The sequence below is a fragment of the Proteiniborus sp. DW1 genome (assembly GCF_900095305.1).
GTDB lineage: Bacteria > Bacillota > Clostridia > Tissierellales > Proteiniboraceae > Proteiniborus.
In genome coordinates this window covers 62,786-80,763 of the sequence record NZ_FMDO01000029.1, presented here as the reverse complement: position 1 = coordinate 80,763, position 17,978 = coordinate 62,786, and the positions used below count along the sequence as shown (strand labels likewise).

Sequence of the window (17,978 nt, the reverse complement as noted above, 5' to 3'; positions counted from 1 at the left end):
ATAAAAAGCAAGTTTTTTTTTGAATCCTTAAGCCCATTATAAAATGTGACATGCAATGTTTAGAACCTATCCCCGCAAACTTTTAAGCAAATATATTATTATCGGACAACCCTATAAAAACTTTATTATAATTCATTTTAACTCATCAATCTGGTTTTTGAATATTTAAAAAATCCTCTATATCCATATCAAAGGCAAATGTATTTTTTGCAAAACTATTTTTTTTCAGGTTATTATCTTTAATTCTATCAATGCGCTCTTCTGTTAATTGATATACACTTGATATCTCGCCTACTTTTTGTGATCTTCATAAACATTTTAATCCCTTGTAAATGATAAAATTAAAATGTACAAAAATGTACATAGTTGCTATCTTTACTTTAGGAGGGATAGCAATGGAAGACGGCTTAAGAATGCAATTAGGCATAATAAAAGCTATGGAACTAAAACCTAACTTTTCAAAGTTAGCTAGAAAATATGGCATTGATAGAAGAACTGTTAAAAAATATTATGATGGATATGAAGGGAAAACCAAAATCAAGGAATAAACTAAGTAAATTAGATAAATATAAAGACGAAATAATTGAAAAACTTCAAATTGAGGGAGTTAAAGTTAAAGCTGTTTATGAGTATTTTGTGGACAAGGAGTGTGATGTAGGGACTAATTCTAACTTTAATAAATACATTAAGAATAATAATCTAAAACCCATTAGTAAGACAAAGGGACATCCAAAGTTTGAAACACCACCTGGCAAACAAGCTCAGGCAGATTGGAAAGAGGATTTAAAGTTAATATCTAAATATAACGAGGAGTTTATCATAAATGTTTTTACTTACAAGCTAGGTAATTCAAGATATTGTCACTTTGAATATAAGAAACATAGAACTCAACAGGATGTATTTGATTCATTAATTAAGGCTTTTAAAAAGACGGGAGGTATTCCTAAAGAGATCTTGTTGATAATATGAGTACTGTTGTAAATTTAATAAATGGAAGGAGGAGGATAAATACAAAGATGCAAGCATTTGCAGATGATTTTGGTTTTTAAATATCTCTTTGTAAGCCAAGAAGATCATTTACTAAAGGGAAAGTAGAGACAGCAAATAAATTTGTTGAATGGCTTTTAGCCTACAATTATGAGTTTGAAGATGAAGATGATTTGAAAAATATAATAAAAAAACAGGTAAATCAATATGTTAGTCAAGCTACAGGTGTACCACCAATACTTCTATTTCAAAAAGAAAAAGAGTATCTTCAACCCTTGCCTAAAAACCAGATAATTGAATCATATATGAACCATGAGTTGAGAGCCTGTGTTCATAAAGATTCATTAGTAAATTACAAGGGAAGAAAATACTCTGTTCCACCGAAATACATCGGTAAAGAAGTATTATTAAAGCAAATTCAAAATGAATTACATATCTATTGTAACACAGAATTAATACGTATTCATCAAATAAGTGATAAAAATTTCAATTATCATCATGAAGATTACAAAACACTAATGGCACAGTCTATTTTAGAAAAAATATGGTAACTAATAAAGTTAGACTTATTTTAGGAGTTTGAAATTAATTATATTGGGATTATCTATCCAAATATTAATTCTTTGATATTTGCTAAGCTAATATCTTTATTAAGACATTTATTAATAAAATAGCAAATATTGTGACCTAAAATTTTTGCTCGTAATCTTGTTATTAGACCCCATATAGACTTAGCTCTAACTATATTTATATTAAGCTGTTCAGTTAATTGGGAGAATGAAGTTTCTATCCTTCTTCTAGCATTAAAAATTAATTGTCTAAAGGATTTAGGAAATTGGGTTTTACTTTTATTTCTTTTCATAGATATTAACTCTATTTCTTTTTCTTGCTTTAGTTCTAAAGCTAGCTTTTCCCCTATATAACCTTTATCTCCTATAATGTTTAATGAGTTATAGTTAGAAACTAAGTCCCAAACAGCACTACGATCATCTTTATTAGCATCAGTTAAAACAAAGTCTGTAATATATCTATCCAAAGTGCATAGTATATGAGCTTTAAAACCAAGGTAATTTTCTTTTTTAGATGGACATTTGCCATAGGTGGCTATGCCCTAAAAGCTTTATGAAATACAGCTCTACCAAATTTGCAAACTGGTATAGGTATACTATAAATTATTCTATGAGGATCATTAATGTATCCAAGTTTTGAAGAAAGCTTTTTTCTAATTTCATCTATGATAGAATGTAGATTTCTACGTGTTCGATTAAATCTAGTTCTATCGCAAAATCTAGGAAATAGATCAGCTAGATTCTTTTTACAAAAGTTAAACCAAGCTTTTTCAGAATCTATAGATAGCAATTCATCTACAATACTAATGGTAATGATTTCGCTATCAGATAAAATTGAATACTCAATATTTTTACGAAATTTAACGTATTCTGGAGACACTTCTTGGCATAAATCATCAATAACTACATAGGTTACCAAGAAAAAATCCTTAAGCGCTTCCCTAAACATATCCTTTAGATATAAATGGAGATCACTAGCTGTCTTTAGGTTTCCTTCCTTTATCATTTCTCTTAATACTTATTTTGGTAATATTGACATAAAAAATGCTCCTTTCTGGTTTAAATATTATTTAGATTCTTGCCAGAAAAGAGCATTATTTTTCACAAAAGCACAAACTAAATTATATTACCATTTAATTAAAATCTCGCTTTAGGTGGACTTAGTTCAACCTGCTTTATTTTTATAGTTTTACAAATGTAATTATGCAATTTCCTCGATTGCATATTATTTTAGTGCATCCATTATATACATTGCGATATTTGACGAGTGATCCGACACTCTTTCAAGGTTGCTTATTAAGTCTAAAAATACTATACCTGAACTAGGTTCGCATGATTGAGTATTTAATCTTTCTATATGAGAATCTCTATATTTCTTCTCCATCATATCAATCTCTGCTTCTAATGTAATAACTTCCTCTGCAACCTTAGCATCTGCAGTTTTAAATGTCAATAGAGATTTACTGAATACTTCATCGACCTTATCAAACATTATATGCAACTCATCTAAGGCTGTGTCCGTGAACCATAGTTTGTTATCAATCCTATCTTGACATAATTCAGCTATATTATCAGCATGGTCTCCTACACGTTCAATATCGTTAATTGCATGGAACAATATATTCACTTTAGCATGTTGTTGATCCGTAAGAGGAGCATTAGAAAGCTGAACTAAGTATTTAGTTATCTCTCTTTCTATTTCATTTATCCTTTTTTCTTCTTCAAAAACCTTTTGAACTAGCTTCTCATCTTTTTGATAAAAAGCTTCAAATGCAGTTCTTAAATTGTCTCTTACAATTTTCCCCATTCTTAGCACTTCTTTACTTGCTTGATTTACAGCTATAGACGGAGTCTCCATAATTCTTGTATCTAAATATTTTAAACCATGAACTTCATCTTGTTCTTCACCTCTAATAAGCTTCCTAGCAGCTAAAACTAAAAAGCCTGCAAATGGGAATTGAATTATTACGTTAATTAAATTAAATAGAGTATGAGAGTTTGCTATTTGTCTTGAAATGTCATTTGGTGTAAAGCTCATAACTAAGGCCTCTACTGGCTTTCTCAAAATAAACATAAATATAATTGTTCCTATAACATTAAATAAAAAATGTATAAGGGCGGCTCTTTTAGCAGTTTTATTTGCTCCAATACTTGATATAAGCGCAGTAGTTGTAGTCCCTATATTATCTCCAAAAAGTATAGGTAATGCTATGTCTATAGTAATAAGACCTTGACCGGAAAGTGCTAGCAATAGTCCTATAGATGCACTACTGCTTTGAAGTAAAGTAGTTAGTCCAAATCCAACTAATATTCCTAAAAATGGGTTTTCAAGGCTTACCAGTAAATCTTTGAAACCTTGATATTCTCCTAATGGCTTTAAATGGTTACCCATAAAGTCCATACCGATAAAGAGAATACCGAATCCAATAAGAATCTCAGCTATTTCCTTATTCTTTTTCTTAGAGGAGAAAAGCCAGATTGCAACACCTATAGCTACTACTACAGGGGCATAGTCACTTAATTTAAAAGCTATAAGCTGAGCTGTCATAGTGGTTCCAACGTTTGCGCCCATGATTACTCCAACTGCTTGACTTAAGGTCATTAAACCTGCATTTACAAACCCTATAACCATGACAGTTGTCGCACTACTGCTCTGAATAACCATAGTAACAAGAGTACCTACGATTACTCCCATTAACCTGTTACTAGTAAGTACTTCAATAAGTCTCTTTAGTTTTTCTCCTGCAGCTTTTTGAAGGCCTGTCCCCATAAGATTCATGCCATATAAGAATAGCCCTAATCCTCCTAACACACCAAAAGCAATTTGCATAATTAACCTCCTGTTTTCAAAAATAAATTTGACACTAGCTAATGTGTTGATCTATATTTTTATATAAGTTTGGGAAATTTAAGCTGCCTTAAAGCCTCATATACTATTATGGCAACAGAGTTCGAAAGATTTAAAGATCTAGCTCTCTCATCCTCTACCATAGGTATCCTCATAGTCCTTTCAGGATACTTAGAAAGAATATTCTTAGGTAGTCCTGCTGTTTCCTTTCCAAATAATAAATAGGCTCCTTCTTGAAAATTAAACTCTGTATAGCTTTGATAGCCTTTAGTTGTGGCAAAATATAACTCATTTGAATCATTTTTTTGAAAAAATTCATCTAGACTTTCATAGACATGTAAATCAAGTAAGTTCCAATAATCAAGTCCAGCTCTTTTTACATGCTTATCGTCTATTGAAAATCCTAAAGGTTTTACAAGATGAAGTGAAGAGCCAGTTGCTGCACAGGTCCTCGCAATATTTCCTGTATTCTGCGGAATTTCCGGTTCAACTAGTACAACATTAAGTGGCATAATTTCCCCCCTATATTGGTATTATTAATTAAATGTTATTTATTACAACCCAATTGATTTTACTAGTCTTTTATTATTATGTCAATTGTTAAAATTACTAAATTTTTGTTCCCCATAAATATCCAATATTGTTATCATATTCGCTTCTGTCAAAGCTGTTTCGTATTGAATTATTGTTACATTTTTATCAATGGTCGTATAGTTAACATCATTGCCTTCAATCATGCAATAGCTTCCTAATTCTATTGAAACTCCATTTTCATAAAAACTAGCACATGAATTTCCAATAATAATCTTCCATAATTCCAAAATACTCTTCCTGACATTTCCGTCTATTTCAACAGCTAGAACACCCTTCTTATGTCTATGATAAATGATTTTTGCTAATTCTCTTGGGATATTTACAATTACTTGTCCTGAAAGTATACCTGAAAGACTTACGATTATAGATACCCCATCATTGAATTTTATATCTGATGATTTATAGGTTTTCTCATCTAAATCCATATTAACAAATTGCTTGAAAATTTCTTTTGTATTTTTATTAAATATCTCATCAATTTTTAAATCTATAATTTTTATCCCTCCAACAGGTTGTTTTCTATAGTCTACAGCACATATTTCTTCTAGACTACTCTTAACAATTTTGAACCTCGTTAAGTTTGGTCTTTCCTTCAGTCTCAAAACAATCAGGTTAGGTCATAAAAAAGATTCTAAGAATTGGTCCTTAGAATCTATTATTCTGTATTTTAAACAGATTTATTCTCATTTATTTTAAGATATTTAATGTTCTTATGTACAACAACTATATATTTTTCTTAGACTTTCTTAATAAATATATAAAAAATGGTCCACCAAAAATAGCAGTGATTATACCTACAGGTATCTCTGTAGGAGATATCATAGTCCTAGCTATTGTATCCGCAAATATCATAAATATTCCTCCTACTAGCATAGAAGTAGGAATAAGAATTCTATGGTCTGGACCTACTACTAGTCTTACAATGTGTGGGATTATAAGACCTACAAACCCGATTATCCCACTAACTGATACTGCAATTGATATAATTAAAGAACAAATTACTAATATAATTATCTTTGTTTTCTCCACATTAATGCCTAGATTTTGTGCTGATTCTTCTCCTAAGAGCATTATATTTAAATCCCTTGAAAACAAGTTAATAGCAATCATAGGTAATAATATTGGGACAGATATAGAAGCTAAGTGCTCCCAACCTTTCCCTGAAAAACTACCTAAAGTCCAATATATTATTTTTGTCATGTCTTTTGTGTATATTACCATTAAGAATGATAATATAGCTGTTAAAAATTGACCTACTGCAATTCCCGATAGCAGTAATATTGTAACTGGAACTTTATTTTTTACTTTTGAAATCCAATATACTAAAAAGGTTGATAATATAGCTCCTATAAATGCTGCTATAGATATAGTGGATATGCCAAAGGCTGTCCAAGTTAGTCCGAAAATAATAGCTAAGCCTGCTCCCAATGCAGCTCCAGAAGATATACCTATAACGTATGGGTCTGCCATTGGATTTTTGAACATACCTTGAAAAACAGCTCCTACCCCAGCTAAAGCAGCCCCTACTATTACTCCAATTAAAACTCTAGGGATTCTTATATTAAGTATGATAGTTTGATGAGACTTTGGCAAGTATGAAATATCTATATTATCTCCCAATAAAGGTACTCTAGAAAGCACAATCTTAAAGGTGTCTATTGGGCTAATACTTGCCGAGCCTAAAGTCGAAAACGTTATTATACTAATAATTAAAGATATTACACAGACTATAATAATGATACTCCATTTTTTTTTGCTTATTATTTTTTCATCCATATTACCTCTACCAACCTATTTTTATTCGAAAAGTTCAGGATATATGCTCTTAGCTATTAATTCAAGTCCATCTACTATTCTAGGACCAGGTATTGATATTAGTGGGTCTAATATATATATTCTATCGTTTTGCACAGCACTAAGTTCACTAAATCCTGGTCTTAATTTTACTGATTCAATAGTCTTAGTTTCCAAATCCTCAGACATTAAATACACTTCAGGATTTCTCTCTATAAGCTGTTCTAAATCAAACTGTGCATAAGCGCTTTCAGCATCACTAGCTATATTTTCACCACCAGCTAATCTAATCAATTCATCTACAAATGAGCCTGGACCTGCAGCTTGAAGTGGTTCATCCCAAATTTCAAAAAATACAGTGGCTTTCTTATCTACGTTACTTACTTTATTAGTTATATAGTCTCTTTTGCTTATCATATCTACAGTTATTGCCTCTGCTTGTACCATAGTATTTGTTACACTTCCTAATTCTTCTATAAGGCTGATAACCTCGTCTACTGACTCAGGTAGATAGCTAAGTACAGCTATACCAGATTCTGTTAATCTATTGTTAACATCTTCTTTTCCAGGACCATAATTTATTACTAAGTCCGGATCTAGCTCTAATATCTTTTCAAGATTTAAATTAAATGCATCTCCTACTCTCTCTTTAGCTTTAGCTTCTTCTGGATAGTTACAATAAGTAGTTACCCCTACTATTTCATCATTAAGTCCTAAAGCAAAGAGTATCTCTGTATGACTTGGAGCAAGTGAAATAATCCTTGTAGGTTGTTTTTCTATAGTTACTTTATTTCCAAATCCATCTTCAATCTCCATTGGATATACATCTATTTTCTCTTCTGATATCATAGGACTCTCTTCATTAATTTTAGGTTCTTCTTTTGGTGTGCAACCAATTACAAGTGTAAGAACCATCATAAATATAAGTCCAAAACTAAAAGCTTTTTTCATAATGTTTTTCATTTTATTTCCCCTCTCATAAATGTAATTGTCGTTAATAGATACACCTAAATAATAGCAAAACAGATAGGTTATTTCAAGACAATATATATTAGTTTATCTATTTACAAACATTTTGCTCCATAAAGATTTACAGTTGTATCCTTGCTGCTAAAGCTTCTTTTTATCATATCAATTTCTCCATTTCCTTCTGCAAAAAATACAAGCATTTCATAATCTTGTTCTTTTTCTGGATTTAGTCTTAATTTAATTTTTTCCTTCTCCTTTGAACTGAATATAATCCACCGTATATTATCTCCTATTTTTCTAGTTATAAAGTCTCTTGTAGTCACATTTTCTGCTATATTTATTGCTTTTTCCGCTATTCCAGAATGAATCTCTCCTATTGGAGCATTTCTCAATATAATACTATATACATAGTCTTTATTCTTTTCTCTTTTATTGTCATTTCTAGGAACGGATGGACGCATTAGTATTGATCCTAAAATATCTTTTGATTTTTTTAACATATCTCCATGATTTGAATTCAAATAATAGTTTTTACTATATATTGCTTCTGCACTACCTATAGTTATAGTTCCATCTCCATATGGCATTGAAATAGAATATATTGGTTTACCATCAAACCATTTATCACGTACTTTTTCGTTTTTATTCACGCAAATTATATCTATTGTTTCTAAGCCTGTTCCTATTATATGATATGGTATTACACCTCTATTAAATATTGTATAACTAGTCCCATTTAATTTATTAAGATGTCTATTTTGTGATTCCATTTGAGTAATTGGTACTGGCTTTTTAATTCTTCCATTATCATCATAAAATAAATAGTTTCCGTATTCATAGCTAGGAAGTAATTCCTCAGCTACTGGGAAAATATTTCTCAAAATATTCAAATTGCTTATTGGCCCATGTAAAAACCTATATATCCAAGTGAACCCAATTTTTAATAGCTGATAAAATACATTTCTCTCTAGTCTATCGTAAGGCATCTGCCCCCCGCTCCAAAAGTAATATGCATTTACTGCACCGGCATTGGGGGTTCCCATCATTATAAGGTTTCTGACATCACTATTATATATGGAGCCCTGAACATAAGTTCTAGCTACAAGTCCACCTAAGCTATGACCTATTATATCTATTTTATTTTTCATAGATATTCTCTTAGCATCTTCTATTTTAGGTATCAAATATTTTTCTACGTTGTATTCACAACCCTTTCTCCAATCATAAAAAGCTACGAACAAATCTTTTCCTTCTCTATACCCTAGTTCCTCTAAATTATCTATTATGGGCCTATATATATACTCAGCCATACCAAAGCTAAAATCTCCAGTTCCAGGTAATATATCATCGCCAAGTGAACCAAAAAGACCTGGTATAAGTACTATTGGTAATTTTATTGAGTTTCTGTTTTCTGTATAATAATACATAAATATCCCACCTTTAAAACATTTTATTATATACTATGTGGGACTTATTCCTGAGTGCAACAAAAAACCTGACAATTATAATGTCAGGTAAATATTAAAATTTATTACGAAACATAATACAGCTTATTTCCATTACGTTCTTTTTCAATTATATTCAACCCTTCTAGTTTTAATAGCTTTACTTTAGCCTCTATTCCTCCACCATAGCCTACAAGCTCTTTACTGCTTCCGATGACTCTATGACAAGGTACTACTATAGATACTGGATTTCTGTTGTTTGCCATTCCTACTGCTCTAAATCCCTTTGCTTTTCCTACTGCAATTGCAATGTCCTTATATGTTCTTACCTCTCCATAAGGGATTTTTATTAGCTCTTGCCAAACTGATAACTGAAAAGGTGTACCCACTAAATCCAAAGGTAAATTAAAGCTTTTTAGTTTTTTTTCAAAGTAAAGACTTATTTGTTTCTTATAGTCAGAAGCCGTTCCACTATATTCAATTATATCATCATAACTTTTTTTAAGTTCTACTGCAAACTGATCCTTCCTTATTGAAAATTCTAATCTAGCCAATCCTTTACTAGTAAACCCAATCCACAAATGACCTATATCTGTTTCCATACTTTCATAATAAATTTTCTTATCATTGCTCATTCTCGTCCTCCTTTGCTAGAAGCCATTGCTCCCTAGCTAAACTTTCTATCCTAGGATTAGTCTTTATTAGAGGATTTGATACAGTTTTTCCAAACCATAATAGAGCTTCTTTTTTTCTTCCTAATCTTCTATGTAGTTCACCAATTAAATACCCAAGTGTAATTTCATCTGTGGATTGTGATAATAAATCTTCTTCATAGAATGCTTTCTCAAAAAGCTCCACTGCATTCTGTAAGAACCTCATTTCTTCATCACTTTTTTTTGCTCTAAAAAACCAAGCTATCTTTAATGCAATATTTCCAAGTTCATAATTTTTTATTCCCATAAGTTGTCCACAATAAAAAGCAAGCATATAGCATTGAATAGCATCATCATCTGTTCTAGGACCAGAATAGTCTCTTTCTTTCCATTTTGATGATACTTCTTTCTTTATAATTTCTCTCTCTGCTGCTCTAATTTTATTGAACCTATTTTCTAATGCCGAATATCCACATTTAGGACACACAAAAACCTGATATTTTAATGGGTTTTCGCTCTTGTAATGATTCATAAAGTCTCCATCTACTTTATCTATTCTAACCTGAGTTGTCCTCATTTTACTAGTAGTAAATTCATTATTACATACAGGGCACTTCACTTTCTTAGTGTATAAAGCATCTACTGTCATTGTTGTCCTCCTTAAGCTATATATATTATTAAAGTAAAATTATTTTTTCCAATATACATCTACTCTGTCATTTTCTCTTAATTCTTGAGTAAACTCTGCCTTTATCCCATTAACATTTAAGATGAGCTCTCCCTGAGGTTTAGTCAGATTTATATCAATATAGTCGAAAACATCAACAAAAATAAAGCTTTTCTTATTATGGTGTATTATTTTTTCTTCTCCATTAATAATTAGTCTCAAGGCATTGCCACCTTCTGGTTCAAGACTTGTCTTGCTTGATTCTAGCAATGATTTTACTTCTATAGCATCATTATTTTTAAACTCATAGTCTTCACTAAGAATTTTACCATATTTATAAGCACCATAAGTATTTTTATCTAAATTTAAATACTCTAACATGTCTCTAACATACCTAATTTCATTAAATTGAATTGTATCTCCATCTCTTATAATAATATCGTCAGTCACTAGTTTGTTATTTACCTTAACTTCTTGAAATAAGCTAACATACCTATCGTCTACTAGTACTTTCTTATATAAATCAATACAATGAGATAATTTGATTTCAGCTATAGTGCCTTGAGTTGCTTCAATGACTTTTACATGATCCCCATTTTTAAGTTCCTTTTCAAGACTAACTAATTGATCATTTACATAGATACGGGCAGGTTCACCTACTTGTCCAAGAATCTTTTTTTCTTCACCATTTAAATAATATGTCAAATCCTCCCCTCTCTTAGGTATTAGTTTCCTTGGATTGTATCCTATAAATGCTAAAGCATCAGAAACCTTTATGTTTTTAGTATTAAATAGCTTAATTTTCTGTTCATTAACTTTTACCTCTATAAAATCCTTATAGGCATTTTTTATTGCATAATAGCCTATACCAATTGGGGTTATAGCATCAGGCCCCTTTAATTCTTCTGGGATATCGATGACATTTTCAATAATACTAGTATTTCTAATTACAACCCTTTCTTTGGGAAGTCCAATGTTCTTTGCAATATATTCTTTAAGTCGCGGTAGTTGGCTTCCCCCACCTACTAAAAATATGGCACTGGGGGCCTTGTCATTAAACTCCAAAATCTTAGCTGCAATTTCTTTAGCAATAGTATCAATGGTATCATCTATGCTATCTAATATTTCATCAGTTCTCAACTCATGCTCCATGCCAACTATATCTACAAATTTATGTATTTCCTTAGAATCCAAATTAACCTTTAGCTTTTCAGCTGCATCAAAATCTAAAAGATATGTCTTTGCAATATTTTCTGTTATCTCATCTCCGGCAACTGAAGCCATAGCATATGCTACTATAGTTCCATCTCTAGATATTGCAATATCAGAAGTTCCAGCTCCTATATCTACTAATGCAATATTTAAAAGCCTAAGGTTTTTCTTCACTGCAATATTAATAGCAGCTATTGGCTCTAAGGTTAGATTCACTACCTCAAGCCCTACTCTACCCATAACAGTGTATAGACTGTCTACCACTGTATAGGGCAAGAAAGTAGCTAATACATCTACTCCGATTTTATTTCCTCTATGACCTTCAAGGCTTTCCATAAAGTTACCATCTAAGTAATAATTCACCACTGTATAACCTACACAATAATATCTAGTTTCTTCGTTTTTCATGTTTTCATCTAGAGATTTTTGAGCTACTTGTATGGATTCCATCTCTAGACTTTCAACTAGCCTCGAGTCTATTTCAATACTAGAATCTATTTCTCTTTCTAGCTTTGTTCTATAGGTCTTTAATGCTCTTCCTGCTGCTGCTATTGCTACTTTATTTAAATTAATATTAGCCTTTTTTTCAAGTTTATCCTTAACTTTTTGCACGATGTTTACAACACTATTGATATCATGAATCTGTCCATCATACATATTTCTTTTATCATGCTCTACTATTTCACTTGCTAGAATTCTAAAATTATCACCCTGAAGCTCTCCTACTACGCCAATGACAGTCCTTGTTCCTATATCTAAGGAAAATATCATATTATTAACATTAATTGCATCCATAGGTTAATACTCCACCCTCTATATAATTTTTTGATTCTATTATGCTATTCTCCAAATATGTTTTATTTCCTTTTAATTTGACAAAAATTCGTTTAATCTTCTACATTTTCTTTGAAATATATACAATATTCTGTTAAGGGACATTCGTGGCATAAAGGTCTTCTAGCCTTGCAAATACGTCTCCCATGAAATATTATGAGATGATGGGCCTTAGTCCACTGATTTTCTTCTATATTTCTCATCAAATCTTCCTCAGTATCATGTACATTGTCACTACTAGCTAGACCAATCCTATTTGAAACCCTGAATACATGCGTATCTACAGCTATGGCATTTTGACCAAAGGCATTGCTAACTACCACATTTGCCGTCTTTCTTCCTACCCCAGGAAGCTTCATAAGCTCTTCTCTATCAGATGGAACCTTAGAATCATGTTCATTAACAAGTATTTCACATAATTTCAATATATTCTTACTTTTAGTTCTATAAAAACCTATACTTCTTATTAAATCAGCCAGTTGCTCTTCAGTTAGTTTAAGAAAATCATCTGGAGTTTTATATTGTTTAAATAATTCCTCTGTAACTATATTCACTCTTTTATCAGTAGATTGTGCAGATAAAACAGTTGCAATTAATAGCTCAAAGGGATTTGTGTGGTTAAGCTCACAAGCTGCATCTGGATAAGTTTTATCTAGAATCTCCAGTACTTTTTTTATTCTACCCTTGTCTAGTGTATTTTTCATAGCATACCATCCTCTTATTATAGTATTTCTATTCGATGATCAACTATTTCTACTCTACCATCACCTTCTATAAATTTTAACACATTGGATATAATCTGGTTAGCGTGTGTAGTATCATTAGTAACACAAGCAAAACCAATTTGAGAGTTTTTCCAAGTATCATTTAAGTCAACTTCTGCAATTGATACATTAAATCTAGATTGTATCTTTCCTATTATGCTTTTAATCACATGCCGTTTATCTTTTAAAGAGTTTGATTCGTAAATCATTAGTTCAACTGAACATGCACCAATTATCATTATGCTTCACCTCATTATGAAATTATTATCTTTTATAAGGTAAAATCCACCTCTTTATAAAATAATAATATTATATACATTATAGCCTATTTTATCACTATAAAAATAAAAACCACTAAATGAAATAAAACCTCAAAAATTTTTATTGAGATTCATTGAGATAAACCCTCTCGTATCAAAGCCGCTAAATTAGAGTTTTTCTATTGGTTAAAAGAAAAACCCTACAACTTTAGACTAAGTTTAATAGGGTTTAGTACCTTTTTACTATATTTAATTAGCTATATTTCAAAATATGCTATTGCTTTATATCCTTCAGGTATATTGTACTTGCCTGTATGAATAATATCAAATTTCCACTTTCCAAGTAATCCTTCTTCCTGTGCTACTTTTTCGAAATACAGCATTATGATACCAGCATCAAGTTTCTGTTGGAAGTCTTTGTCCATTATAACTAATATGATTTTGTCATTGTCTAGTATGAACCTCCAAGGCTGAAGATTTCCCCAAGAAGGAGCTAATCTTGTATAGTAAAGTATATTCATAATACCTCTTGTTTCTAGTATATCAGTAGTACATGGCTTATCCCACTGGTTATAGTATATTAGCTCTTCTACTCCAATTCTACTACTTTTTGAAGATGTATCTGTTTTAAAGATGCCTTTATATTGGTAGCCAATAGCAATTAAGGAAATAGGGATAAACTCTTCATTAATATTCAAAATTCTACATAATTCTTTTTCATCCTCAATGCTTAGCCAACAAGTTCCAAGTCCTTTATCCCATGCTCTTAGTCTTATATTTTCCATTACATAAGCACTATTTTCTACATATCCTTCAAACTGTCTTGATGAAATGAGTATATAATGAGGCGCTTCTATCATCTTCCCAAAATATCCAGCCTTTCCTATTAGATTGCTGTAAATATTTTGTCCGTCTTTAATGAATGTAATCAATAGGTCATCTCTTCTACCTGTTAAAATATCTTCTTTTATATCTATTATTTCCTCAATTAAGTTATTTGGCACTTCCTCTTTTTTATAATCTCTTATAGTCCTTATTCCTTCAATTATCTTTGTATATTTCATGTATATCCCCCTGACTTTTTAATATCACAATAAGTAGAAGCCCACATTTTATAGATATCCAATTATTGCTGTTTGAATCACAATTATGGAAATAGAGATGCAGGTTACCCTACATCTCTAGAATTAAATTATATTCATTTCCTTTCCAACTTTTTCAAAAACTGCTACTGCTCTATCTAATTGCTCCTCTGTATGAGCAGCTGTAACCATACATCTTACTCTTCCTGTTCCCCTTGGTACAGTCGGGAATACAATACCTGAAACAAACACACCGTTATCAAATAGTTTTCTACTAAATTCCATGGTTTTTGCTTCGTCTCCAATAATAACTGGAGTTATTGGAGTTTCACTCTTTCCAGTATTGAAGCCTAAAGCACCAAGTTTTTCTTTAAAGTATTTTGCATTTTTCCAAAGTCTATCTGTGTATTCTGTTGTTTCCATTAGCATAGTAATAGCTTCAATAATTGCTCCTACTGATGCTGGTGTTAATGAAGTACTGAATAATATCGGTCTTCCTCTGTGGTTTAGCCATTCTTGCATAGTTTTGCTACCTGCCACATATCCGCCTACTACCCCTATAGCCTTAGAAAGAGTTCCAATAGTAAAATCAACTCTACCATGAAGTCCAAAATGGTCAACTGTTCCTCTTCCACTTTCACCAAGAACACCTGAGCCATGAGCATCATCAACATAAGTCATAGCCTCATACTTCTCAGCTAATTCAACTATTTCTGGGAGCTTTGCTATATCTCCATCCATACTAAATACACCATCAGTGATAATTAGTATGTTTCTATATTTGTCTCTGCTTTCTTTTAATACTTGCTCTAAACTATCCATATCTGAGTGCTTATATATAGCTCTATCTGCTCTACTTAGTCTTGTACCATCTATTATACTAGCATGGTTTAACTCATCTGAAATTATGATATCGCCCTTTTCTGTAACAGCTTGTATAGTACCTGCATTACAATTAAAGCCTGATTGGTATACCATCGCTGCTTCTTCTCTTTTAAATTTTGCTAATAATTCTTCTAGTTCTTCATGAATAGTCATATTTCCTATAATTGTTCTTACAGCTCCTGCACCAGCACCATATTTTTCTATTGCTTCTATTGATGCTTTTTTTAGTCTAGGGTGGTTGGCAAATCCTAAATAGTTATTTGATGAAAGATTTATTACTTTTTTGCCATTTAAAATAACTTCTGCTTCGTTAGCTCCTTCTAAAATAGGCAGTTTTCTATAAACGCCTTGATCCTTTAACTCTTGTATTTTTTCTTTTAAAAATCCTAATTCATGAACATTACTCATCTTAACCCCTCCCAAATATTATGATTTTTAAAAAATTAGGTTGAAATACATGCTCATGCTTTCTGTAAGCGTTTGCCTAATATTTCTTTCATAATTTTTTGATACAATTAACTACATATAAAATAAAATTACTACACAAAACTCAAATATCCTTCATTTAAGTCTTTTTTTTAACAAGTATTTTTTGATTGCTATTTCTCTGTAATTCAATTAGTCTTTTCATCTCTTCTGCGATATCTATGTCTTTTTCTTTTAAAATTCTTTCCTGTACTAACTCTATTCCTCTTTCTTCGTCAATTTTAATTATTGCCCAAGCTGCATATTCTCTAATCATTGGACTCTCATCATTTAATGCATCCTTAAGTAATTCCATACAGCTTTTGTCTCCAATATTGGCTAAAGCAATAATGGCGTTTCTTTTTAGAACATTTTTACCTCTCCAAGCTCCTGACATGGTTCCGTATTTTCCTTTAAACTCCTTATTAGAAATAGTCATTATTTCTTCTATATTAACAACTCCATTTGTCGTTTTGGGTATGAATTCCTCACTATTGCCTTTCTGTATATTTTGGTTTTTAGGACATACCTGCTGGCAAGTATCGCAACCATAAATCTTTACCCCCATCTTTTCTCTTAAGTCATAAGGTACCCTATCCTTAGTCTGAGTTAAATAAGAAATACATCTCTTAGTATTTATAATGTATCCTTCTTCTATGGCTCCTCCTGGACAGGCATCTATACATAGTCTACAATCTCCACATTTTTCTTCTACTCTATTATCCTCTTCTAACTCTAAATCTGTTAAAATATATCCTAAAAAAATAAATGAACCAAAATCATCATTTATTATTGAGCAATTTTTCCCATACCAGCCAATTCCAGCTCTCATGGCAATTTGTCTATCTATTAATGGAGAGGTATCTACACAAACAGTATATTTGAAGTCTACTACTTTACTGATTTCCTTTACCAACATCTCCATTTTACTTCTCAAGACTTTATGGTAATCTTCTCCCCATGAGGATTTAGATAGTACCCCCTGCCATTTTATGTCTTTGGAGGAAATCATTTTATATTCAACATTATATGAAAGACCAATAGCTATGATTGTCCTACTGTCAGGCATCAAAATTAAAGGATTAGTTCTTAAAACAACATCTTTTTCTTCAAATTCTGTATCATATCCTTTTTCTTCTCTATCTCTTAAGAATTTAGCCATATCATTTAACTTTTCTGTTTTTGTAAATCCTATTATATCGATACCTAACTTCTTAGACTTATTTATAATGTATTCTTTTAAATCCATGCTATTCGTCCTCACTTATTTAATTTGTCTTCATAGCTTACTGCTAGGCTCTTGAATCCGCCCACGGGCCAGAGCTTTGTTATTGCCTTACCTTTAATACTTTTAATTGGTACAAATCCGAATACCCTACTATCATTACTATTATCTCTGTTATCTCCTAATAGAAAAACATGCCCTTCTGGAACTCTTCCTTTTAAAAGCTTAAATTCCTTATTACTAGAATTGTTATTATTAATATATTCCTCATAAACAGCTATACCATTTATGTAGAGTGTGCTGTCACTTATTTCAAAATAATCTCCAGCTACTGCAATAACTCTCTTAATAAAAAGCTCATGCTCTCTGCCTTCTATTGGAGGATTAAATATAACTACATCACCTCTCAATGGTTTTTCAAAAAAGTAGGATATCTTATTTACTAATATTCTATCATTATCTTCAATAGTATTCATCATGGATTCCCCGCTCACTATAGTAATACCCAATATATAGTTTTCTATAAGTATGGCCAAGGAAAATAATATTATCAATACTCTGCTTACTTTAATTATACTATGAAAATAGTTCTTTTTCATTTTCACACTTCCTATCTATGCAAATAATTTCTAAAGATACTGTATAATTAGTATTATTGCTATTTTTTGCTTTTTTATATCATTGCAGTTATATATACAGAAATCTTTTTAAATTATTATTCATAG

At 31.2% G+C, this 17,978-nt stretch carries 15 protein-coding genes and 2 pseudogenes; 1 reads left to right on the top strand and 16 read right to left on the bottom strand.

The annotated features are described in order from the left end of the window. Nucleotides 1-413: 413 nt before the first annotated feature. Nucleotides 414-1,508, top strand: a pseudogene (gene istA / locus DW1_RS15800) (IS21 family transposase); the annotation flags it as partial. 83 nt (nt 1,509-1,591) lie between these two features. Here the strand turns inward: istA and DW1_RS06995 are convergent. From DW1_RS06995 to lepB, 16 genes and pseudogenes are all read right to left on the bottom strand, one after another. After that, nucleotides 1,592-2,505, bottom strand: a pseudogene (locus tag DW1_RS06995) (IS982 family transposase). Between the two features lie 276 nt (nt 2,506-2,781). Continuing rightward, nucleotides 2,782-4,386, bottom strand: coding sequence for a Na/Pi cotransporter family protein (locus tag DW1_RS06990; protein ID WP_074349897.1), 1,605 nt, complete (start codon nt 4,384-4,386; stop codon nt 2,782-2,784). A 59-nt stretch (nt 4,387-4,445) separates the two neighbouring features. Then, nucleotides 4,446-4,916: a tRNA (uridine(34)/cytosine(34)/5-carboxymethylaminomethyluridine(34)-2'-O)-methyltransferase TrmL gene (gene trmL, locus DW1_RS06985; RefSeq protein WP_074349896.1), complete on the bottom strand. Its 471-nt coding sequence runs from the start codon at nt 4,914-4,916 to the stop codon at nt 4,446-4,448. A gap of 81 nt (nt 4,917-4,997) precedes the next feature. Then, entirely contained in the window at nt 4,998-5,600 is a 603-nt protein-coding gene (locus DW1_RS06980) for a hypothetical protein (RefSeq protein ID WP_074349895.1), read from the bottom strand. 121 nt (nt 5,601-5,721) lie between these two features. Next, nucleotides 5,722-6,774 carry a FecCD family ABC transporter permease gene (locus DW1_RS06975; protein ID WP_074349894.1) on the bottom strand — a complete coding sequence of 351 codons (1,053 nt, stop codon included), beginning with the start codon at nt 6,772-6,774 and terminating at the stop codon, nt 5,722-5,724. A 21-nt stretch (nt 6,775-6,795) separates the two neighbouring features. Further along, entirely contained in the window at nt 6,796-7,755 is a 960-nt protein-coding gene (locus DW1_RS06970; protein ID WP_083605572.1) for a cobalamin-binding protein, read from the bottom strand. A 101-nt stretch (nt 7,756-7,856) separates the two neighbouring features. Continuing rightward, nucleotides 7,857-9,188: a lipase family alpha/beta hydrolase gene (locus DW1_RS06965; protein WP_074349893.1), complete on the bottom strand. Its 1,332-nt coding sequence runs from the start codon at nt 9,186-9,188 to the stop codon at nt 7,857-7,859. A 104-nt stretch (nt 9,189-9,292) separates the two neighbouring features. Beyond that, nucleotides 9,293-9,841 (bottom strand): methylated-DNA--[protein]-cysteine S-methyltransferase, encoded by a 549-nt coding sequence (locus tag DW1_RS06960; RefSeq protein ID WP_074349892.1) that lies wholly within the window; start codon nt 9,839-9,841, stop codon nt 9,293-9,295. Then, nucleotides 9,831-10,508 (bottom strand): DUF2225 domain-containing protein, encoded by a 678-nt coding sequence (locus tag DW1_RS06955; RefSeq protein WP_074349891.1) that lies wholly within the window; start codon nt 10,506-10,508, stop codon nt 9,831-9,833. Before DW1_RS06955 ends, DW1_RS06960 begins: the two co-directional genes overlap by 11 nt. Nucleotides 10,509-10,547: 39 nt before the next feature. Next, the gene (locus DW1_RS06950; RefSeq protein ID WP_074349890.1) at nt 10,548-12,533 is read right to left on the bottom strand and encodes a cell division protein FtsA; all 1,986 of its coding nucleotides are present in this window, start codon (nt 12,531-12,533) and stop codon (nt 10,548-10,550) included. 92 nt (nt 12,534-12,625) lie between these two features. After that, complete coding sequence (gene nth, locus DW1_RS06945; protein ID WP_074349889.1) at nt 12,626-13,276, bottom strand: endonuclease III; 651 nt, start codon at nt 13,274-13,276, stop codon at nt 12,626-12,628. A 17-nt stretch (nt 13,277-13,293) separates the two neighbouring features. Then, nucleotides 13,294-13,575 (bottom strand): DUF503 domain-containing protein, encoded by a 282-nt coding sequence (locus DW1_RS06940; protein ID WP_074349888.1) that lies wholly within the window; start codon nt 13,573-13,575, stop codon nt 13,294-13,296. 278 nt (nt 13,576-13,853) lie between these two features. Continuing rightward, entirely contained in the window at nt 13,854-14,660 is an 807-nt protein-coding gene (locus tag DW1_RS06935) for a nitroreductase family protein (protein ID WP_074349887.1), read from the bottom strand. Nucleotides 14,661-14,783: 123 nt separating this feature from the next. Continuing rightward, a complete protein-coding gene (locus tag DW1_RS06930; RefSeq protein WP_074349886.1) occupies nt 14,784-15,971 on the bottom strand; it encodes a glycine C-acetyltransferase in 1,188 nt (395 codons plus the stop codon). A gap of 157 nt (nt 15,972-16,128) precedes the next feature. Beyond that, nucleotides 16,129-17,277: a tRNA epoxyqueuosine(34) reductase QueG gene (queG, locus tag DW1_RS06925; protein ID WP_074349885.1), complete on the bottom strand. Its 1,149-nt coding sequence runs from the start codon at nt 17,275-17,277 to the stop codon at nt 16,129-16,131. Nucleotides 17,278-17,288: 11 nt separating this feature from the next. Continuing rightward, nucleotides 17,289-17,852 carry a signal peptidase I gene (lepB, locus tag DW1_RS06920; protein ID WP_074349884.1) on the bottom strand — a complete coding sequence of 188 codons (564 nt, stop codon included), beginning with the start codon at nt 17,850-17,852 and terminating at the stop codon, nt 17,289-17,291. Nucleotides 17,853-17,978: the final 126 nt, after the last annotated feature.